Origin of the sequence: Natronincola peptidivorans, assembly GCF_900111615.1 — a bacterium.
In the GTDB taxonomy this organism is placed as follows: Bacteria; Bacillota; Clostridia; order Peptostreptococcales; family Natronincolaceae; genus Natronincola_A; species Natronincola_A peptidivorans.
On sequence record NZ_FOHU01000002.1, the window covers coordinates 243,725 to 265,723 of the forward strand.

At 37.5% G+C, this 21,999-nt stretch carries 18 protein-coding genes and 1 riboswitch; of the genes, 16 read left to right on the forward strand and 2 right to left on the reverse strand.

Going from position 1 to position 21,999, the window contains the following annotated elements; genetic code table 11:
* The first annotated feature begins 168 nt into the window (after positions 1 to 168).
* The 16 genes from BMX10_RS03850 to preA all read left to right on the forward strand — a co-directional run bounded on the left by BMX10_RS03850 (position 169) and on the right by preA (position 18,434).
* The gene (locus BMX10_RS03850; protein ID WP_090439617.1) at positions 169 to 645 is read left to right on the forward strand and encodes a YbaK/EbsC family protein; all 477 of its coding nucleotides are present in this window, start codon (positions 169 to 171) and stop codon (positions 643 to 645) included.
* 166 nt (positions 646 to 811) lie between these two features.
* A riboswitch (cyclic di-GMP riboswitch) is annotated at positions 812 to 895 on the forward strand.
* A 154-nt stretch (positions 896 to 1,049) separates the two neighbouring features.
* Positions 1,050 to 2,765 carry a sensor histidine kinase gene (locus tag BMX10_RS03855; protein WP_090439619.1) on the forward strand — a complete coding sequence of 572 codons (1,716 nt, stop codon included), beginning with the start codon at positions 1,050 to 1,052 and terminating at the stop codon, positions 2,763 to 2,765.
* Positions 2,762 to 3,382, forward strand: a complete 621-nt coding sequence (locus BMX10_RS03860; RefSeq protein WP_090439622.1) for a response regulator — start codon at positions 2,762 to 2,764, stop codon at positions 3,380 to 3,382. Before BMX10_RS03855 ends, BMX10_RS03860 begins: the two co-directional genes overlap by 4 nt.
* Before the next feature lie 53 nt (positions 3,383 to 3,435).
* Positions 3,436 to 3,864, forward strand: a complete 429-nt coding sequence (locus tag BMX10_RS03865) for a hypothetical protein (protein WP_090439625.1) — start codon at positions 3,436 to 3,438, stop codon at positions 3,862 to 3,864.
* Positions 3,865 to 3,939: 75 nt separating this feature from the next.
* Positions 3,940 to 4,770 (forward strand): hypothetical protein, encoded by an 831-nt coding sequence (locus BMX10_RS03870; protein ID WP_090439628.1) that lies wholly within the window; start codon positions 3,940 to 3,942, stop codon positions 4,768 to 4,770.
* 20 nt (positions 4,771 to 4,790) lie between these two features.
* Entirely contained in the window at positions 4,791 to 6,005 is a 1,215-nt protein-coding gene (locus BMX10_RS03875; protein ID WP_090439631.1) for a signal peptidase I, read from the forward strand.
* A 279-nt stretch (positions 6,006 to 6,284) separates the two neighbouring features.
* Complete coding sequence (locus BMX10_RS03880) at positions 6,285 to 6,890, forward strand: SipW-dependent-type signal peptide-containing protein (protein WP_090439637.1); 606 nt, start codon at positions 6,285 to 6,287, stop codon at positions 6,888 to 6,890.
* 90 nt (positions 6,891 to 6,980) lie between these two features.
* A complete protein-coding gene (locus tag BMX10_RS03885; protein ID WP_170834670.1) occupies positions 6,981 to 7,646 on the forward strand; it encodes a SipW-dependent-type signal peptide-containing protein in 666 nt (221 codons plus the stop codon).
* 162 nt (positions 7,647 to 7,808) lie between these two features.
* On the forward strand, positions 7,809 to 8,978 hold the full coding sequence (locus BMX10_RS03890) for a DUF5305 family protein (protein ID WP_090439642.1): 1,170 nt from the start codon (positions 7,809 to 7,811) through the stop codon (positions 8,976 to 8,978).
* Between the two features lie 131 nt (positions 8,979 to 9,109).
* Positions 9,110 to 10,393, forward strand: coding sequence for an S-layer homology domain-containing protein (locus tag BMX10_RS03895; RefSeq protein ID WP_090439645.1), 1,284 nt, complete (start codon positions 9,110 to 9,112; stop codon positions 10,391 to 10,393).
* 214 nt (positions 10,394 to 10,607) lie between these two features.
* On the forward strand, positions 10,608 to 11,750 hold the full coding sequence (locus tag BMX10_RS03900; protein ID WP_090439648.1) for an MFS transporter: 1,143 nt from the start codon (positions 10,608 to 10,610) through the stop codon (positions 11,748 to 11,750).
* Between the two features lie 63 nt (positions 11,751 to 11,813).
* A complete protein-coding gene (locus BMX10_RS03905) occupies positions 11,814 to 12,782 on the forward strand; it encodes a carbohydrate kinase family protein (RefSeq protein WP_090439650.1) in 969 nt (322 codons plus the stop codon).
* Positions 12,783 to 12,784: 2 nt separating this feature from the next.
* Positions 12,785 to 13,708, forward strand: a complete 924-nt coding sequence (locus tag BMX10_RS03910) for a pseudouridine-5'-phosphate glycosidase (RefSeq protein ID WP_090439653.1) — start codon at positions 12,785 to 12,787, stop codon at positions 13,706 to 13,708.
* Positions 13,709 to 14,429: 721 nt separating this feature from the next.
* Positions 14,430 to 15,773 carry a M20/M25/M40 family metallo-hydrolase gene (locus BMX10_RS03920; protein WP_244272628.1) on the forward strand — a complete coding sequence of 448 codons (1,344 nt, stop codon included), beginning with the start codon at positions 14,430 to 14,432 and terminating at the stop codon, positions 15,771 to 15,773.
* Positions 15,774 to 15,850: 77 nt separating this feature from the next.
* On the forward strand, positions 15,851 to 17,173 hold the full coding sequence (locus tag BMX10_RS03925; protein ID WP_170834671.1) for an NAD(P)-dependent oxidoreductase: 1,323 nt from the start codon (positions 15,851 to 15,853) through the stop codon (positions 17,171 to 17,173).
* Position 17,174: 1 nt separating this feature from the next.
* A complete protein-coding gene (gene preA, locus BMX10_RS03930) occupies positions 17,175 to 18,434 on the forward strand; it encodes an NAD-dependent dihydropyrimidine dehydrogenase subunit PreA (protein WP_090439662.1) in 1,260 nt (419 codons plus the stop codon).
* 90 nt (positions 18,435 to 18,524) lie between these two features.
* Here preA and hydA read toward each other — a convergent pair whose 3' ends face one another.
* Both hydA and BMX10_RS03940 read right to left on the reverse strand, forming a co-directional pair.
* Complete coding sequence (hydA, locus tag BMX10_RS03935) at positions 18,525 to 19,895, reverse strand: dihydropyrimidinase (protein ID WP_090439665.1); 1,371 nt, start codon at positions 19,893 to 19,895, stop codon at positions 18,525 to 18,527.
* Between the two features lie 127 nt (positions 19,896 to 20,022).
* Positions 20,023 to 21,534 (reverse strand): NCS1 family nucleobase:cation symporter-1, encoded by a 1,512-nt coding sequence (locus BMX10_RS03940; protein ID WP_090439668.1) that lies wholly within the window; start codon positions 21,532 to 21,534, stop codon positions 20,023 to 20,025.
* Positions 21,535 to 21,999: the final 465 nt, after the last annotated feature.

Genomic DNA, 21,999 nt, shown 5'->3' on the forward strand with positions numbered 1-21,999 from the left:
CCTATAGGGGACTCGATTTTTATTTTGCAAAACCTTTCTTGTTTCAGCTCTGCTATATGCTGTCTTATTCTATAACGGCATGCTATAGAATAAAGGCAAATCTTGAATAAAGGTGAAGTATTTGGTAACATAGAAAGATGAAGATGATAAAGGAGTTGAAGTATTGCTATGGAAAGCGTTTTAGAGAAGGTAAAAGAATATATTGAAACCTTGCCTATTCCACTAGAGGTTATAGAATTTCAAGAGGGCACCACAAAAACAGCTGCTATGGCAGCTGAGCAGCTGGGGGTGGCAGTAGGACAAATAGCCAAAACCATCCTTTTTATGGCAAAGGAGGAACCGGTACTGGTGGTAACCAGTGGAGATGTAAAGGTAAACTCCAGCCAGTTAAAGAAGATCATTGGCACAAAGCCAAAGCTGGCAAAACCAGAAGAATGCTTAGAAATCACAGGTTTTCCTCCTGGTGGCGTATGCCCCTTTGCCCTAAGGCATAAAATCAGAATCCTTATTGATAAAAGTATGGAGAGATTTGATGTGGTGTATGCAGCAGCAGGCACAGCAAATACTGCTGTACCAATAACTGTAGAGGAGCTGCTGGTGGTTACAGCGGGAGAGTTGGTAGATATCTGCAAGGGGGAAGAATAAAAGAGCAAGAAGTTTTCAACAGTAGTACTAACAGTTCATCAAGTTTTCACATAAAATTTTGTTGAAACATGTACACAATATAAAAAAATGTCGTTAAATATTGATTTATCAAAGAATATCGCGAAGACTTTATATTTCAAATCATCATCTACCTATGTATAATAAGACTATAGATGGGGACGATGAGGGATATTCTGTATTTGGGCACTTGGAATATCAAGAGTTAATAGTGCAACCGACCAGCTGATGAAGGCTGGTTTTTTATTGCATGAAAAAACATGACCTATACAAGCACTTCATTGCATATATTTTATAAAATATGGAAATAGTTTAGAAAGGAGAAGTACTGAAGGCTTAGTTATCTTATTGAAAGGACAGCGTTTTTCAACTAAGGAGGAGAATCTATGGTTTATCCGAAAATTTATGAAAAGATAGCTAATTTAAAAAAAGAAAAAGAAATATTTGAAATAGTATTTTTATATAGATATGCTTCCTTGCTGATTACATCCATTCTTTATATGATGGGAAATCAAAATCATTCCTATGGAAAAAAAATATTTATTGTAGGCTGCATTACCATAGCTTCGGTACTGCTACACTATCTTTACATAAAAAATGAAGCCTCCATTACAAAAACTAAGATTTTGATATTGATTGAGACCTTAGGAAATTCTTTTATTCTTATTCCATCGGGAGGCATCAACAGTCCTTATGTCTGGTATTCTTTAAACACAATATTAATAACCTCCGTAAAGCTAAATAATAAATACTGCTGGGGCAACCTATTTATTTATCTTTTTAACTCTACCATTGTGACACAGTTTATTGTAGAAGATAGAAGAGATTTTACAGGAATATTTATGGAAGAGTCCAACCTGCTACTAAGCTTTGTGCTCATTACTGGGATTATCCAAATACCAGTAAAATACGCTAAGAAAATTCAAGAAAAAAGCTATTATTTGGAAGAAAGCAATAGGAAGCTTATGATGGCAGATGCAAAAAATAAGGAAGCTATGAGCTATATTATGGAGCTTTATCAAGGGGTACATTTATTTACCATACAGCAGGACAAAAAGGACTTAATACAACTAATGGTAGAATACAGTAAAAAGATGATTAAGACCACAGAAGTAGTCTTTGTAGAGCAAGTTAAAAAAGAAAAAAAGATAAGCGATGAAGTCTATGACGCCCAAAGGAGTATGAAGGACAAAATTACTACAGAAATTTTAAAAGAATGGAATCATATTATATCCTCTGATACACCTATAGAAATGAAGATCAATGATAAGACCTTCGTTTTTATTGACATAGGATGCAATTATAGAACCTACGGCATATTAGGTATTGATATTACTTACCAAAGACAAGAAAGTGATTATAAAGAAACCTTGGAGCAGTTGAAATTTTTAGCTAGTCTTAGTGCAAATTCTTTTGAGAAGCTTGAGTTAGAGAAAATCAATGAAAAATTACTCATCAATGAAGAACAAAATCGTATAGCCAATGAGATCCATGATGGAATACTACAAAGACTTTTCAGTATCTCCTGCAATATATTTACCAGTATTAAGTATCTAGAAAAAGGAAGTGTCAAGGAAATAACAAGAGAGTTAAATAAAACTAGAGCTTCTCTAAATAGTGTCATGAAGGATTTAAGGGCCACCATCTACTCACTTAGCTGGAGAAAGGACGGTACCAACAATTTTATTGACAATATTGAAAGTTATATTGAGGAAATGAAGTCATTGAATAATATCTATATTGATTTTCACTTAGAGGGTAATCATGAAATGATGTCAATGGAACAAAAAAAAGCCGTCTACAGAATCATATGTGAAGGCATTGGAAATGCTGTTCGTCATGGTGAAGCAAATCATATAGAAGTTATTCTTACTATTGAAGCTTATAGGATCTTCCTTCAAATAGAGGATAATGGCAAGGGCTTTGATTTGAGAGCCGTAGAAAAGGAAGGGAAAATGGGCTTGGGAATAAAAAACATCCAGCTATTAACACAGTCCCTAAGTGGTAGTATCAGCATTGATAGTCAGTTAGCTTTGGGAACAAAAATAGCAATTACCATTCCCAATGCGCTTGAAAAATTTTATGAGGAGGAAGTAGTGTGAGGATATTGATTGTTGACGACCATCCATTAGTCAGAAGGGGCATAGCCTCTGCCCTATCCTTTGAAGATAGCATAGAGGAAGTCAGAGAAGCTGGTAATATAGAAGAAGCATTAGTGTTGATGGCTCATACTATACCGGAAATCACCATAATCGATCTAAATCTTGGAAGGGAGGATGGATTAGAGATCATAAACCAAGCACAAAAAAGGAATATTTCAACAAAATTCATCGTTTTAACCTCATCACAAAAGAAAGAGGACTTTCTAAGGGCTAGAGAGATAGGTGTGGATGGATACATATTAAAAGAGGCTTTTCCAGAGGATATACTCTATGGACTAAAGGTGGTGGCAAGAGGAAAGAAGTTTTTTGACCCTGAGATCATGCAATATCAAATGAGAAATAATGAAAAAGATGATTTGGAGGACCTATCACCAAGAGAGCGGGACGTTTTAGAAGAGCTTGGGAAGGGGTTAAGTAATCTTGCAATTGCCGAAAAGCTTTATATCTCAGAGCATACAGTGAAAAAACATGTAAGCAATATCCTTTCTAAGCTAGAACTCCGGCATAGAACAGAGGCTGCACTATATATAAATAATAAAGCCAACTTGCAGCATTAATAGTTAGATGGATAAGAATCAAAATATTTAATATGGAAAGAGGTGGATATCAATTGGCAAGAAAAAAATCCATAGGAAAATATATCATCATAATAAGCGCTATTGTTTTACTTAACCTCATAGGGGTAGGCTATGGCTATTGGACTGAAGGGTTGCAGATGAAGGCTTCGGTTTCTACTGGGACACTGGATATAGATGTGTATAAGACTTCTATTGCTAATAATGAAATAGAAGGATTAGTAGCATACCCTGAAGGAGATAGGATAAGGGTAGAAGGAGAAATACCAGATAATTTCAAGGGAACTGAAGTGATATTGAGTTATTCAGTACGTAATATAGGTACTGTTCCTGTACTAGTTGAAGACAGCACTATAGATGGAAGAACTATAGAACCTGGAGGACCAGCAGAGAATTTCCAAGTATATATTTCGCTAAGTGAGGATTTTGAATATAAATTACCTATTACTCAAGCTACCCAATAAAAAAGGGAATATTTATAGAAGATAATACACAAAAAATGTCCTGCTTTATTATATATCGAAATGGAGGTGTGTAGTATGAAAAAAAGAACCACTATTATTATAATAAGTATGATAGCCGCAACTCTTCTCATTTCCGGGGGATATGGTAACTGGCATAAAGAAATAGTCATAAAGGGTAATTTGAGTTTTCTTGAACCTAATCCTGCAACTGAATCTGCAGGGGTTTCTGGAGGTGGAGGAGGAATATCTTTGCAAGGTCCGGAATCAAATGAAAGCCTAGATATAGAGAAGGTTAATGATCAAGATGGTAAAGAGTTAGTGGAAGAAGCTATAAAAAAACAAGAAGAAATATCAGAAGATACTGATAATGCAAGTGATGAGATAGTACCTGATAACAAAGAAAAGCAGGGTTTAGAAGAAAAAACAAACCAAACAATGAATAAAGAAGATACTACAGTAAGCAAAGAAGGGAATAATACAGTATCAGCACAAAACGTCGTAGACAATAAAACAAAAACCAACAATGAGAAATCCACTGGAGAGGCAACTGTAAAGGATAGTACAACTAGCACCAACACCAGTAACGATGGTGGTGGTAGCACAGCCAACACCAGTAGCAATAATGATAGTGGAGGCAGTACGTCCAGCACCAGCAGTGGTAACGATAGTGGAGGAAGTACGTCTAGCACCAGCAGCGATAACGATAGTGGAGGCAGTACGTCTAGCACCAGCAGCAGTAACGATAGTGGAGGAAGTACGTCTAGCACCAGCAGCAGTAACGATAGTGGAGGAAGTACGTCCAGCACCAGTAGTGGCAATGATAGCGGTGGCAGTGCGTCCAGCACCAGCAGTGGCAATGATAGCGGTGGCAGTACAGCCAGCGCCAGCTCCAGTGTAGGAGAATAAAGGATCGTGGGGGACAAAGGATGATAACAAAAGAATATTTACCAACCCAGAGGTCGAAGCATCGGTGCTTTTTCCTTATAGGAGTAATGATATTTTTATATATCATAGATAATTCACCCGCTAAGGCTTTAGTAAATATTAGGATATATAACAATTTAATCAAACCATTACTGTGGATTGGCCTAGCCTATGTGGCTTGGTCTTTTCCTGTTGTTCGGTCAAAGGCAGGTCTAAAGCATAAAAACCTTATAAATCTCTGGGCCTTTAACTTTGCAGTCATATTTATTATTCTTTCTGCTATGGCTGGTTTCATCGATGGATTTGGCAAAAGTCCTTATAGTCAGACCCCTAAAGGGATTGCTATGAACATTATTTTTGTAGGCTCTGTATTGGTGGCAGGAGAATTGGTTAGAAACAGTTTAATAAGCAACTTAACTAAGGAAGAAAACTATATTGTATTTATACTGGTGACCTTATTGATGACGGTCACCAATATATCCTTTAGTAGGTTCTTGGGGCTAAAAGAAGTCTCTGATATTGTAAAATTCATAGCAGAATTCTTTGCACCAGAGTTTGCCCATCATTTACTGGCTACCTACTTAGCCTTTTTAGGAGGACCAATAGCGTCTATGATCTATCTAGCAGCTATCCAAGCCTTTCACTGGCTTTCGCCAATCCTTCCAAATCTAAAATGGATTACCAAAGCCTTGATAGGTGTGCTATGCCCAATTTTCTCCTTGATGGCTATACAAGGTATGTACTTGAAAGCATCTAAGCAATTGAAAAGACATGAAAAGGATGATGAAGGTCTATTAGGGTGGATGATTACCAGTATTGTTTCCATAGCCATCATATGGTTTTCTGTAGGAGTATTTCCTATCTATCCCTCTGTTATAGCTACAGGCAGTATGGAACCCATGATTAAGGCAGGAGATGTAATCCTTGTTGAAAAGGTGAGAAACATGGAGGATATCCACAGCTTGCAGGTAGAAGATGTCATCCAATTTAAAAGAGACACGATTTTGATTTCTCATCGGATTATAGAAATTGTGGAAGATGAAAATCAACAAAAAAGCTATCGCACCAAAGGAGATAATAATTCTGCTATAGATACTGATTTGGTGGAACCTCAACAGATTAAAGGAAAAATTGTCTATGTGGTACCTAAGATAGGCTGGCCAAGTTTACTAATGAGGAGCAAGGAACAGGTTCCTATAGAGGAAATAATATATTAATCCTATTTTAAGGCAGGAGTAAATATCCTGTCTTTTTCTGTGATCTTTTTGAGAATTTCATAAAAAACATAGAAAACACATGGTACAAAAGTAGTAGTTGAATAGGAAGAAAGAATTAATAAAAAACAACACCTTTTTCTTAGCAGAAACTACACTTTTGCAGGGCGTAGAAATCCCATGAAAACACTATAATGAGTAATGTAAGAGTACAATAGAAGGCAGATTTAATTGTACTTTCATTGAAAAAAGGTAAGAAAAAAGAAAAAGGAGAGATGTTCAATGAAAAAATCAAGATTTTTAGCATTAATTTTAGTAGTAGCAGTTATGATGATGGGCGCTGGTTATGCCTATTGGACCCAGGATTTAACCATCGAAAATACCATTACTACTGGTAGGTTAGAGGTAGAATTTGAAGGACCTGAATTGGTATTACCAAACAATACCTATATGCATGAGTCAAGCGACTTTGATATTGATGACGATGCTGATATCCCCGCTTTAAAATTAGACTTAGTAGATGCATACCCAGGTGCCCAGGCAGATATTAGCTTTAAATTGGTTAATAAAGGAACTTTAGCAGCAATTGTAAAAGGTTTTGATTTTAGTGAGGTAGTAGGTGAGGGAACAAATGAAGGATTAGTTCTTTGTAAAAAACTTTCTGTAGACGGCAATGAAAAAGTATTTAGTGAGAAAACTACACTAAAAGACGCACTTCTCAATGAGTTAAACATTCGTTTAGAGCCTGATAATGATCACGTAGAAGTTAAAATGACACTTCAAATTGATCCTGATGCAAAAAATAATGATTTAAAACAAGGGCAAGAAGGGGCCATTGAATTTACCATCAATATGAAGGCATATCAATATAATGATGATACAATCTAGTAATATGCTGAAATAATTCGTTGAGTGAAATACCAATAAAAAGTATGTTTAATGGTATCAAAACAAGAAAAAAAGGAGAGAGGTGCTTTTATGAAAAAAACAAGATTTATTGCAGTGATATTAATAGTAGCTGTAATGGTAATAGGGGCTGGTTATGCCTATTGGACACAGGATTTAAAGATTACAGGTACAGTTAATACTGGTGAGTTGAAGGTAGTATTTGCCAACTACTCAGATAATACAATACCAAATGATGCGGGGTATATGTCAGTAGAAACATCAGTAAATAATGATCAAGATGTTCTTACTTTCAAAATAAATGATTTATATCCAGGTACTGGAGGAAATATGGCTTTCATAATTAAAAATGAAGGTACAGTACCAGCTAAAATCACTGGGGTAGAAGCCATAATTTCAGATGAAGATAGAGCGTTAGCAAACAATTTGAGATATGGAATTCATAGAATCAAATATTATAGACCTTTTAAAAGTGAACCTTGGGTTCAGTTTGATTTGTCTAATGTAGGTGATTTCGATAATTTTGAAAATTGGTTAGAATATAGATTAATGAATATACCACCTTTATATCAAAATATACTTGGTGAACAATTAGTATTAGAACCAGGTGGATGGCTAGAAATTATAGCTGCAGAAAGTGGTTATAATATCAAAATGCCTTCATCTGTAACAGATAATGACCTACAAGGTAAGACTATTGAATTTGATTTGTTACTCAAATTTGAACAAAATTATTAATTCTTTTTCTGCTTAAAATATTAAATTGAGATTATATATAGAAAAAGTTAGGGACTTTGGTTTCTAACTTTTCTATTTTGGAAAGGATTATAGTAAAAAATGGAGAATATGTAATATAGTGCTATATAATAATATGATTTTTGATGACAGGGGGATACCTAAATGAAAATAAAAATAAATAAAAAACTCAAAATTACCTTGATGATAATGAATATCCTCGCTCTTATTCCTATTGCTGTTTTTTTACATCAAGAAGTCAAGGTGCCTAAATACGCGGAAGAAAGGATATCCCTCTATGATTATCACAATAGATCAGGCATAAATTATGAAGTCTTCTTGAGGCCCAATGTACTCTATGAGGAAGAAAGCTTAGGTGCAGGGAAGACCTATATTACAGAATTTGTTGACTATATAGACACCTCCTTTACCTATGAGTTTCAAGGAGAATCAGAAGCTGAGGTGAAGGGTGACTATGAGATAGTTGCAGAGATAGAGGGGTATACAGGCCATGAAGAAACCTATAAGACCATTTGGCGAAAGGGATATATTCTTTCCCCTAAAAAAACTTTTCAAGAGAAGGATAGAATTGTAGCCATCAAAGAGGATGTGACTTTAGATATCCATGGCTATAATGAATTTGCTGGAAATGTCATAGAGGCCTCTAAAATTACCTCCAGTGTAAAATTGACTGTGTTAATGAATATCAACATGGAAGCCACCACAGATAAAGGACCTGTGGCAGAGCAAATGTCTTCCTCCATAACAATACCATTAAATACCAATCATTTTGAAATAAGCGGTAGTCCCATTAATGAAAGATCTGGCAGCATACAAGACACAATTGAGGTACAGCTGCCGATAGATAGAAAAAAAGTGATTCTTTATGGAGGGCTGATAGGCTTTCTGTTGATTCTTCTAAGCTTCTTGATTTTCTTTACAAAGGGAAGAGAGAAAAAGAGTGTATTAGAGAAAACCATAAATCAAATTTTTAAAAAGCATGGAGATCGTTTGGTGGCATTAAACACGGAGGTAGAAGCTATCTCCAAAAACTTTAGTGAAGTAAAATCCATAGAGGACTTGGTTCGGATAGCAGATGAATTAGGAAAACCAATAATGTATAAATATAGCTCAAGTCTTAATGATATAGGCAGGTTTTATATCCTCGATGAAACCAAGGTCTTCATACTAGATATTCATAAGATGTTATCAAACTCAGAGGTTTTTCAAGAAAAGGAAATAGCAAAAATTGAGGAATCAGAAGCAAAAAATAGTATCTCCAATACAGGTGAGCTGCTGGAGGAAAGTAAAATAGAAGAAAGCAATAAGTCCTAATACTTTGGTACTATACAAAATAACCCAAAGGTAGTAGCAAAAATTAATCTAATGCAGGGAGAGAATACCTACAGATAAAGGTAAAATTAATAGAAGGGAGAGATGTATTTTTAAGAAATGAGGTGATACAGGTGAAAAATAGAAAAGGCTTCTTTAAAATGCTGGGGAAGTTTCTTGCTATTATACTTGTTGTAGGCTTTTTTGCTGGAGATATCATGGAGCTTACATATTCCGCTATGACGGGAAGCGAACCTGATGTGGTCGTTACTATTCATAATGACGGGACAATTTCACAACAGGGGAATCTATTTGGAGGAGAACTATGGTACCCAGGCAAGGATAAGGAAGGCGTTATACGTATTCACAATCAATACAAGCCCATAAATGGGAGTAGTTTAGGTGTAGGGGTGGAATTAATAGAAGCCAGGGAAACCTATGATTGGGATATGGTTTATGCTTCTTTTCTGCAGAATATGCAGCTTACAATAACACAGGGGAAGCTAGCTATATTTGACAAAGTAATCATCAACAGCAAGTATTTAGGGGAGCTGCTACATACCTCCAATGATAAAGGGAATACTGCAAATCAATTTTCCATCAGTAAAAACGATTTTATAGACTTAAAATACAAACTGCTTATGGATGAGAAAGCTGGCAATGAGCTGCAAAATATGTCGGCTAAGGTATCTTTAACGATAAACCTCAATGAAAGACTACAGGATAATGGCGGCGGTGGCAATGATGATAAGGATGACAAAGACGATAAGGATGACAAAGACGATAAGGATGATAAAGACGATAAAGATGACGACAAACCAGTAATTATTGATGAAAACGGTTCGTCGGATGAAGAAATGATAGAAATACCAGATGATCTAATACCACTGGGCGTACCTCACTGGGCCCATGATTGTATAGTTACGCTATTAAGGCATGGTATCATCCGTGGATATCCCGATGGAACCATAAGACCTGACCAGCCTATCACCCGTGCTGAATCAGCTGTATTGATAGCAAAGGCGTTAAAGATTGAAGAAAGCGACAAATTTTTCTCAGGCTATGTTGATCCTCTACCAAAATGGGCAAGAGGACACATTATCGCTGTATCTCAAGAGGGTATTTTCGTAGGCTATCCTATGAGATTGTTTAAGCCAAACAGAAATATTACAAGGGAAGAAATGGTGACAGTGCTGATTAAGGGTTTTGAAAAAGAGCTTCATCCTGAGACAGAATTGATTTTTACAGATAAAGAGGATATAGGAGAGTGGGCATTAGAGTATGTTAAAGCAGGGGTAAGTCATGAGATCCTAAGGGGCTATCCTGATGGCAGCTTCAAGCCTAAAAATGAAATCACTCGTGCTGAAGCATTTACAATAATATGTAAGCTATTAGGCTTACACGATGAGCATATGTAGTAGTAGAAATCTATAGAGATAATAAAGTCTGAAGGACTGATTAGTCAGCCCTTCAGATTTTTATTGTTACAGTGGTATAATTTTTTATCCTGGATAAATAAATAAGATGAGTGTTGCATCACAAGATAATTTTTATTTGAAGTTGTACCTGAATCCAATATAATATAAGATAGAATATAGAAGAAAATACCATATTACAAGAAAGGGACAATCTATGTATTATTCTCTCAGTATCCTATACAGTTTGATATACTTCGCCCTTGGAGCTATGTATCCATTATTGGCACGATATTTAGAAGAAATAGGCCTTAGTGGTACAGAAATAGGTATAATAACCGCTACTGGGGCTGTAGTATTGATACTAGCGCAGCCTATTTGGGGTCTTATCTGTGATAGAACCCAGAAAACAAAACTCGTTTTAGGGGCTACAATCCTTGCAGCTGCAATAGCGAGTATAATGCTATCCTTTTTTCAGCATTTTGTGATTTTGCTCTTAGGATTTGCTATATTGCATCTTTTTCAAGGGGCCAATCCCCCTATTGTGGATAGTATTGTTTTGAACCATACAGTAAAAACGAAGTACTCCTTTGGGAGCATTAGACAGTGGGGCGCAGTTGGATTTGCTGTGGCAGTATTTATTTCCGGCATCATAAGTGAAAGATTTGGCTTAAAAAGTATATTTTATTTATATGCATTGGCCTATATGATGGCTCTGCTATTGATAAAACCTTTACCAGGGAATAAAAGCAATATAAAAGTAGGCTTTAGAAAAGGCTTAGTAGAATTAGTAAAGACCCCTCAATATACACTGATCGTAGTATGCGCCTTACTTGTTTCTGGTCCCATAAATGGCAATAACATATATTTTGCCTTGTTATTTAAGTATTTAGGGGGAGGATTAAGTGGCATAGGGTTAGCCTTTTTACTATTCGCAGGAAGTGAAGCTCCAATGATGAAGGTCTCTGGCACCATCATTAAAAAGCTTGGTTTAGTGAATACACTATTGGCAGCTACGATGATTTCTGTGCTACGATGGTTTTGGTATAGTACAGGACCCAGTCATCAGCATATTCTTTATCTTTTTCTTCTCCAAGGACTATCCGTTGGATTATTTATTGTAGCTGCAGCACAATATGTTAGAGAGAATTCATCAGAGGAGCTAAGGATAACTGCCCTTACATTATATACTTCCTTAGGCATGGGGGTAGGAACCATTATTTGTAATTTACTAGGTGGTATCATTATAGATAGATTTAGTGTCCTAGCCACCTACAGGTTTTTTGCCTTTAGCAGTTTATTAGGCATTGTTCCTCTTTTGGTGATTAAGTATTACTATGAAAAAAAGCCTGTATTGTAATATAAACACTCTGCGGCAAGGGTTTCAACAGTCCATAGAATAGTTAAAGGAGATAAAAGAAAGATGGATCCTTATATAAAACAAAAAAATGAAGTAGACTATGTATGTGTAGTAGGTGGTGCAAATATAGATATTATTGGTAAATGTCAAAACCCTATGGTGGGGGCTGATTCTAATCCTGGAGAAATCCAACTGTCTCTGGGAGGGGTAGGAAGGAATGTCGCCCATAACCTATATAACCTAGGAGCAAATCCATATCTTATTACAGCCATTGGGAAAGATATTTATGGAGAAAAGCTGCTAAAGGAATGTAAGGAGATAGGAATTAATCTAGAGCATAGCTTAGTATTAGACGAAAAGTCCGGCATCTATCTAGCCATCTTAGATGATCAAGGAGAAATGATAACTGCCATATCTCAGATGGATATATTTAAGCGGTTGGATACAGAGTTTTTACATAAAAAGAAAAGCATTATAAACAGGGCAAAGGTAATCGTAGTAGACACCAATATTTCTGAGGAAGCCATCTGTTTTCTTATTGCTTTAACAAAAGAAAAGAGTATTCCTTTGTTTTTAGACACTGTTTCTATTGCAAAGGCAGCAAAGGTAAAACCATATATAGAAGCCTTCCACACTATCAAACCTAACTTAATGGAGCTACAGTTTTTGACGGATAGAAAAATAAGTAATACAGAGGATATGAAGGCTGCCGCAGCGATATTGTTAAGAAAGGGTGTAAAGGAAGTTGTAGTATCTCTAGGGGAGGCTGGTGCTTTCTACCATAATGGAGAAAGCTATGGAAGGATGAAGGGCTTTGATATAAAAGTAAAAAATACTACTGGTGGAGGAGATGCATTTTTAGCAGGACTAGTCTATGGAACTCTGCAGAGAATAAGCTTAAAAGAAAAAGTAATCCTAGCTCTAGCCTGTGGTGCCCTTACTGTTGGCAGCTATGCAACTGTAAATAATCAAATAAGCGAGGAAAGTCTAATGGAATTCATATCAAATCAAGAGAAATCAAAGGAGGAATAACTATGAAAAATATAGAGAACTACTTAAGCTTATCCCCAGAAGTGGCAAGGGCTAAAGCAGAAGGATTACCTCTAGTGGCATTGGAATCAACGATTATTTCCCATGGGATGCCTTATCCAGATAATATCCATACTGCCAAAACTGTCGAAAATATTATACGTGAAGCTGGAGCTGTGCCGGCTACCATTGCAATACTAGAAGGAAAAATAAAGGTGGGTCTAACAGAGAAGGAATTAGAAGTATTAGGGCAGGCCAAAAATGTAGCAAAGGTGAGTAGAAGAGATCTACCCTATATAGTGGCTGCAGGAAAAAATGGTGCCACTACTGTTGCTTCCACCATGATCATAGCAGCTATGGCAGGAATCGAGGTTTTTGTAACAGGAGGTATAGGGGGAGTACATAGAGGAGCAGAAGAAACCTTTGATATATCAGCGGACTTAATGGAATTGGCTAAAACAAAGGTAGCGGTTGTATGTGCCGGGGCCAAATCTATCTTAGATTTAGGACTGACCTTAGAGGTTCTAGAGACCCATGGGGTACCTGTGATTGGTTATCAGACAGAAGATTTCCCTGCGTTTTACTCTAGAAAAAGTGGATTTACAGTGGATTATTCAGTAGAAACTACAGAAGAGCTTGCTAGATTATTAAAGGTAAAATGGGAAATGAAGCTTGACGGAGGGGTTGTAGTAGCAAATCCCATTCCTGAAGCCTATGCTATGGAGGAAAAAACAATCAACGGAGCCATCGAAAAGGCGGTATCAGAGGCAAAGATAAAAGGGATAGCGGGTAAAGAAATAACGCCTTTCTTATTAGACACGATAAAAGAAATCACAGAAGGAAAAAGCTTAGAGGCTAATATACAATTAGTATATAATAATGCCAAAATAGGTGCTGACCTTGCTGTGGATTATGGAAGATTAAAATAAATCACTTACTTTCTTTCTGTTTTTCTTCAAAAACAGTACAAGGTTTCCCGGAAGATTCTAAAACCATTATAGAGGGGAGTTTGTGGGTTTTAAAGCCAAAATACCTGCAGCCCCTCGGAAATACCTTGTGCCATGTGATAAAAAAATATTTACATTGATAGCAATTAATTCTTCTTCTCATCATCAATACACCACACTTCTCTAAACAGAATAAAGATAATCATACAAGCATATCTTTTAAGTAAAGTACCTCCCACCTTCTAGTTTTATGTTAACTACAAATCCTTTAAAAGTCAATAAATATCCATATAAGCAGTACAAAATTCTCAAGGACAATAAAATGATAAAGAACTGAATCACTAAGATACAACAATGAATCAAAGCGCCTAGGCACCAAAGTAGACAGACACTATAGAATTTTCAGACTAGTCTAAAATTTATCGAAGTCTACAGAATTTTCTGATACATAATAGAATCAAAACAGAAAAGGCCTTTTAAAAATATAGTAGAAAAGCCTGGAAAAAGCATTGCTGATACTCCTTAGAACTTTGGTATAGAACTTGCATATATTACATGTGAGGAAATTTGCAAAAAACACTTATAAGGATTTAGTGTTTTATGCTCTAGTCTTAACAGTGATAGAAAAGGGTCTATAGCATGAAAGGAATAACTCTTTAGTATAAGAGAATTCTTTTAAATATATTATAGAAGGAGTGTTGCGATGATGGGTGATATAGGAATCATGAAACCGGAAGTCTTTCAAAATCTTAATGAAATAGCTGTAGAGATGAAGACGGATGTAGTGAGGTTTACACAAAAATTAATTCAAACTCCTAGTATAAGTGGTGAAGAAGGAGACTTGGCGGACTTATTAGTAGAAGAAATGGAAAAGCTAGGCTACGATGAAGTGTTTAAAGATGATCAAGGAAATGTTTTTGGACTTGTAAAAGGTACTGAAGATGGACCTACCATTATGTATAACTCGCATATGGATCATGTTAGTGCTGGAGATGCAAATAACTGGGAAGGCTATGATCCTTATGGTGCCGAAATTGATATATGTGAAATAGATAATCAAGACAAAACAGCAAAGGATATCACAGAATGTATACATGGTCGAGCTGCTTCCGACGTAAAAGCTGGAGAGGCTGCTCAGATATATGCTGGTGCTGTTCTGTTAAAGCTAAGGGAAATGGGCTATGATTTTAAGGGAAAATTTATGTTCCAAGGAGTTGTACAAGAAGAACCGGCGGAGATGGTAGGAATGAAGCATGTTATCGATAAAACATTACCTGCTAAGGGACTAACCTATGATGCTATGGTATCCTCAGAAGCCACCTCCCTGAAGCTGTATTGTGGACATAGGGGCAGGGTGGAGATGTTGGTAACTGTTTATGGGAGAACCTCTCATGGTAGTGCACCTTGGTTAGGCATTAACTCCATCTACAAGGCAGTTCCTTTGATATCAAAGATAAAGGATGAACTGTACCCAAGCTTACCAACGGACCCTGATCTAGGACAATCATCTATTTCTTTAAATATCATTGAATGTTTACCGGGGGCGTTATCCATTGTTCCAGACAAAACAATGCTTTCTTTGGATAGAAGATTTATACCTGGAGAAAAGGTTGAAGATGTTATTAAACAAATCCAGGATATCATTGATGAGTTAGCTGCAGCTGATCCTGAATTTAAGGCAGATGTAAAAATAAAAACCGCTGTAGAAGTATCCTATACTGGTGTTGAATATGAGGCTGAAAAGAATATGCCTGCATGGAAAACACCAAAGGATCATGGTTTCACAAAAGCTGCTGCAGAGGCATTAGAAGCAGTTGGCCAAGAAGTGAAATATGGCTATTGGGATTTTGGCACCGATGGAAGTAAAACTGCTGGCATTGATAGAAAGCCTACCATAGGATACTCACCAATGCAGGAGCAATACGCTCATACACCATATGATAAGGTAAGAACAGATTTTATTGTCAAGGCTATTGCCGGTAATGCAGCTATATTTATTAAAGCAACAGAAGCTGGGCCTGATGCCTATAAGACGTTAGAGTGGTAACGGGCAAATAGGAGATAATGAGCTATTGTTATAAAAATTTTTATGAAGTGATAAAACCAATAAAGGGGGAAGTGCTCTTGGAAAAAAAGGAGAAATACTTGAAAGAAGTTGAAGCACCCTTTACATCGATTACTGCGATGGAAGAAGCTTCGAGATGTCTATTATGTCACGATGCACCTTGCAGTACTGGATGTCCTGCAGGAACAGATCCTGGGAAATTCATACGTTCTATCCGCTTCAGAAATTTTAAAGGCGCAGCAGAGACCATTAGAGGAAATAACATTTTAGGCGGGGTATGTGCTAGAGTGTGTCCTTACGATAAAACATGTGAGGAGGCCTGTAGCCGAACAGGAATCGATAAGCCTATTGAGATTGGGAGACTACAAAGATTTGTAACAGATTTCGAGAAAGCCACTGGCTTTAAAGTGCTAGATCCAGTGGAAGCTACCAAGGAAAAAGTGGCAGTAGTAGGTGCTGGGCCTGCTGGTCTGGCTACTGCAGCAAGTCTAGCTCTTAAAGGCTATTCGGTAACTGTTTTTGAAGAAAAACCAGAAGCTGGCGGTGTGCTGACCTATGGTATAGCACCGGGTCGATTACCACAAGAGGTTGTTAATGATGAAGTACAATACGTAAAGGATCTTGGTGTAAGCTTTGCATTTAATTGTAAGGTTGGCAAGGATGTTACAGTGGAAGCCCTGAAGGAGGAAGGATATGAAGCCTTTTTCGTAGGGGTGGGTATGCAATTACCCAAACTGCTAGATGTACCCGGTAAGGATCTTCAGGGTGTAACCAATGCTGTTGAATTCTTAGGATCAGCCAAGCCAAATCAAGGAGATGTTGAAGTCGGTGAAAGAGTTATTGTCATCGGTGGTGGAGATGTTGCTATGGATTGTGCTGTAACAGCAAAGCTACTAGGAGATAGAGTGACAGTGCTTTATCGTCGTAGTATGCTGGAGGCTCCTGCAAATAAAAAGGAACTAAAGCATGCTCAAGATATCGGAGTACATTTTATTCCTGAGTTTAATATGACTGAAATCTTAGGAGAAAATGGTAAAGTGTGTGGTGTTAAGGGATTAGGCAGAGATGGAGAGTCTACTATTGAGTTAAAAGCTGACATGGTGATATTTGCTATTGGTCAAGACGCGGAAGATGTTACAGTACTTGCTGATATAGCTATAGATGATAAGAAGCTGGTTGTGGTGGAGGAAAATACCTGCAAAACAAATGTTGATGGTGTTTTTGCTGCTGGTGATATCGTAAATGGTGGAAAAACTGTTGTTGAAGCAGTTGCCGAAGGTAAGGTTGCTGCTGAGGGAATAGATCAATATCTTACAGCCTTAAGAGAAATGAAGGCTACCGGAGCAGAAATAGCTGTTGAGAAAGAAGGAGGTGTCAAATAATATGGCAAGAAGAAGAGATTTATCTATAGAGTTCTGTGGCGTAAAATCTGAAAATCCATTTTTCTTATCTTCATCTCCAGTCGGAAGCAACTATGAAATGTGTAAAAAGGCTTTAGAATCAGGTTGGGGGGGTATTGTTTACAAGACAGTAGGCTATTGGATCCCAGATGAATGTTCACCTCGATTTGATGCCACTCGTAAAGAAGGAGCACCTTTTATTGGTTTTAAAAATATGGAAATGATCTCCGACAAGCCTACAGAGAAGAACCTAGAAATGATGTATCAATTGAAAAAAGATTTTCCTGATAAAGTACTGGTAGCTTCCATCATGGGAGAAAATGAAGAAGAATGGGCAAAGCTGTCAAAGGCTGTAACAGAAATCGGGGCAGATATTATTGAATGTAACTTCTCCTGTCCTCAAATGACAACTGCCTCCATGGGCTCTGATGTAGGTACGAATATGGAACTGGTAGAAAAATATTCTAAAGCTGTCAGCAGTGCAACACATTTACCTGTATTAGCCAAAATGACACCGAATATTACCCTTATGGAGATTGCTGCCCGTGCGGCTATCAAAGGTGGAGCTACAGGTATTGCAGCTATTAACACCATTAAGAGCATTACAGAGGTAGATTTAGATCATTTTACTGCTCTACCGATTGTAAATGGTAAATCATCTATTTCCGGCTATTCAGGAAAAGCTGTAAAGCCAATCGCATTAAGATTTATCGCTCAAATGGCTAGTGATCCTGTGCTAAAGGGAGTGCCTATTAGTGGTATAGGTGGTATTGAAACATGGCAGGATGCCTTAGAATTTATTCTGCTTGGTTCCAGAAATATTCAAGTAACAACTTCTATTATGCAGTATGGCTATAGGATCGTGGAAGATATGATTAGTGGAATGTCTTACTGGATGGAGGAAAAAGGTATTAACAGTCTTGAAGAAATCGTTGGTAAAGCATTGCCAAACATTATTCCAGCAGACAAGATCGATAGAGATTTTAAAGTGTATCCAGAGTATGACCATGATCAATGCGTTGGATGCGGACGCTGTTACATCTCCTGCTATGATGGTGGCCATCAAGCCATCAAGTGGGACGAAGAAAAAAGAAAGCCTAGTCTTGATGAAGAGAAGTGTGTTGGCTGTGGACTATGCTGGCTTATATGCCCAATCGAGAATTGCATAACCCCTGGCGAAAGAAAGTTCCATAGCTTTGGAACACCAAGAGACGTCAATGTAATTGCTAAGAAAGCTTTATAAAATTATTAGTTAAGCCCTATCCTTCGGATAGGGCTTTTCAATAAGTTAAGTTGGTGGTGCCAACTTAACTTATTTTATTATTGGTTGTTATTATTTATTTCCCTTACGCTTTACAAATTGACCCCAACCAGCTTCTCCTACAAATTCGCCATCCTTGAATACTAATTTTCCTCTAGAGAAGGTCATCACAGGATAACCAGTCATTTCTACCCCTTCCCAGATGGTATAATCTACATCGGAGTGCATGTTGTCCTTAGAAACAACAAAGCTCATGTTAGGATCATAGATGACGATGTCGGCGTCGCTTCCAGCCGCAATGGTACCTTTTTCAGGTGCGCAGCCATAGAGCTTGGCAACATTGTAGGAGCACACTTCAACCGCTTTATTAAAGGAAATACGACCTTTATTGGCTTCGCTTAACATATAGGGATATAGGTTTTCGATACCCATGCAGCCATTTGGTATCTTGGTAAAATCATCTTTGCCCCAGTCCTTTTCATAGGATTGGAATGGACAATGGTCAGTGGCAACTGTTGTGATATCTCCTCGCTTAATTCCTTCCCAAAGGGCATCCTGGCTATCCTGACCCTTCATAGGAGGTGAGCAAACCCAGTTTCGACCGTCTTCACGCTTATATACATCCTTATTAAAGTATAAATACTGTGGGCAGGTTTCTGCTGTAATTTGATAACCTTCATCCCTTGCCTTTGTAACTTCATCTAAGCCTTCTTTACAAGCAAGGTGTACGATATTAAGAGGAGCATCAAAGGCTTTTGCCCAGTGGATTGCTCGCTTAACAGCTTCAGCTTCCACAAACTCAGGCCTGCTTTCATAATGATACCATGCAGAGGTTTTGCCTTCTCCTAGAAATTTTTCTATTCTTCTATCGATTAAATCAGGATTCTCTGCATGTACTGATACCAAAGCACCAATATCCCTAGCTTTTTCTAAAGCAGCTGCCAGCACACCATCATCAACCATTAGACCTTCCTTTTTATACACCATAAAAACCTTAAAGCTTGGCACTCCATATTCAACTGATTTTTCTAGCTCCTCTAATACTTCAGGACGCAAATCAGTAATAGCGGTATGGAATGCATAGTCTACACATGCCTGTGGCTCGCAAAGGGCTTTTCTAGCTTCTACAGACTCGATAAGGCCTTTGCCCTTTCCTTGAATAACGAAGTCGAAAACTGTTGTTACACCGCCACAGGCAGCTGCTCGGGTGCCAGCTTCATAGCTGTCGGCAGAGGTAGTGCCGCCAAAAGGCATTTCTAGATGGGTGTGGGCATCTATCGCACCAGGTAAGACATATTTTCCAGCGGCGTCAACTACCTCTACACCCTCAGGAGCATCAAGGCTCGCAGCAATCATATGAATCTTTCCATCTTTTACAGCAATATCTGCTGTATAAGTATCTGCAGCAGTGATGATGGTGCCATTTTTAATAATTAAGTCCATATTGTTTGACCCCCTTATATTAATAAAATATATTGTTGTACCCATAAAGGGTAGAATTGTCAGGTAAAAAAGAGACCGGCACAAAATCCGACCTCTTTTTAGTTTTAACTAAATCCTTATAAAATAATTATCCTGTAACTTTTTCATTCATTGCCTCTTCTTCTTCTGGAGTTATAAGGGAAGAAGTATCGTTTTTCATAAGAACTGGATAAACAATCATAGCTACAACAAAGCCGATAAGCCATCCATTGTCAGAGAAGAAGCTGAGAGCAGGTACCATCTTACCAAGCACAGGGAAAATACCAGCAATAACCCAAGTCCATATAGCTTTGTCATTAATACCATTCTTGTACCAATAACGACTCTCTTCGCCTTTGAAAAGATCATCTAAGTCGAGGGTTTTTTTACGGAAAATATAATAATCAGCAACATACATACCTGCTAAGGGGCCTAAGAATAAGCCATAGGTTCCCAGCCAATCAAAAAGATAGGCGCCAGCTGTTTCCATAAGTTTCCAAGGCATCATTACTACGCCGAAAACTCCAGTTATAATGGCTCCCATACCATAGGTAATCTTTTGAGGATTTAGGTTAGAGATACCATTGGCTGGTGCAACAACATTGGCTGCGATATTGGTTGTTAAGGTTGCTACAGCAATACCTAATGCACCTAATAAACCAGCAATAGGACTTCCAATGTTAGCAACAACTGCTACGGGATCCCATAAAAATTCTCCATAAACAATACTGGTAGCGCCAGTAACAAATACACCTACAAAAGCAAATGCTGCCATTGTAGTAGGTAGACCTAATAACTGGCCCATAAATTGATCCTTTTGTGTTTTAGCATAACGGCTAAAGTCAGGAATATTTAGAGCTAGAGTAGCCCAAAAAGCTATGTTTGCAGTTAAACCAGGTAAGAATATTTTCCAGAAGCCTCCAGGTGCATAGGTAGCTGGCAAGTTAAGAATATCACCAACACTTCCACCCATCTGTGTTACAGCAGTAACTGCCCAAATCATAAGAGATAAAGAGAGAACACCTAAAATAGGAGCGCCCCAGGATTCCATAAACTTAATAGCGTCAGGACCTTTGTGAGCAATCCATACATTTAATGCCCAGAAGGCAAAGAAGGATACCCAAATACCAGCGGACCATGCACCCCAGGCAGGGCTAACGATAGATAGAGCAGCATTAATAGCACCCCCACCAATCCAGGTTTGAATACCAAACCAACCTGCAGCAACGATAGCTCGAGCAATAGAAGCGATATGAGCTCCCTTAATACCAAAGGATAGGCGAGCAAATACTGGATAGGGAATACCATACTTTGTACCAGCATGAGAGTTTAATTGCATTGGAATAAGAACGATTAAGTTACCTAAAGCTATATTAAGTATAGCCTGCCACCAAGAAAGTCCTTGTGCCATTAGACCAGAAGCCATCATATAAGTAGGGATACAGACGGACATTCCTACCCAAAGTGCTGCGATATGATAGGTTCCCCATGTTCTTTCATCTAGTTTCGTTGGGGCTAAGTCATCATTATAATAAGCATTATTTTTAAGATTATTACGGGCGCTGTCGGTTAATTCGAAAAGACCATTTACTTCTCTTTGCGTTTTAAAGCTACCACCCATGAAAAATACACCTCCGTTTTATTTAGTAAAAATTTATGATACCTAGATTCATCATAGACTTTGATCGATATGATCGCTTTTATCCACCTCCCCGTGGAAAAATGTAAAAATAAAGGAGAAAAATAGTAGTGTAAATTAGAGTAGGAACATTAGAGGTTTTTATGGTATATCATGCAATTTTCGTGCCAAGCCCATAGAAAAGGTGGGTTTGTTGGAAAGGCTACATCTTATAGGGGTTTATTGTAAAATCAGCATAGATTTAAGATGCAAAACTGTATCAGTAATCTTGGCAAAATATTAAAAATATTCAGAAAACACTTTAAATAACAACAAAGGCTTATTTGTGATTTATTTTTAAAAAGATACATAAATGCATCATGCTAAGAAGGAGACAGGATGTTGATTAATTAAATGTTGAAAAAACAACTTAGTTCTAAGGAATACTAGATTCAAATATGAATCAAA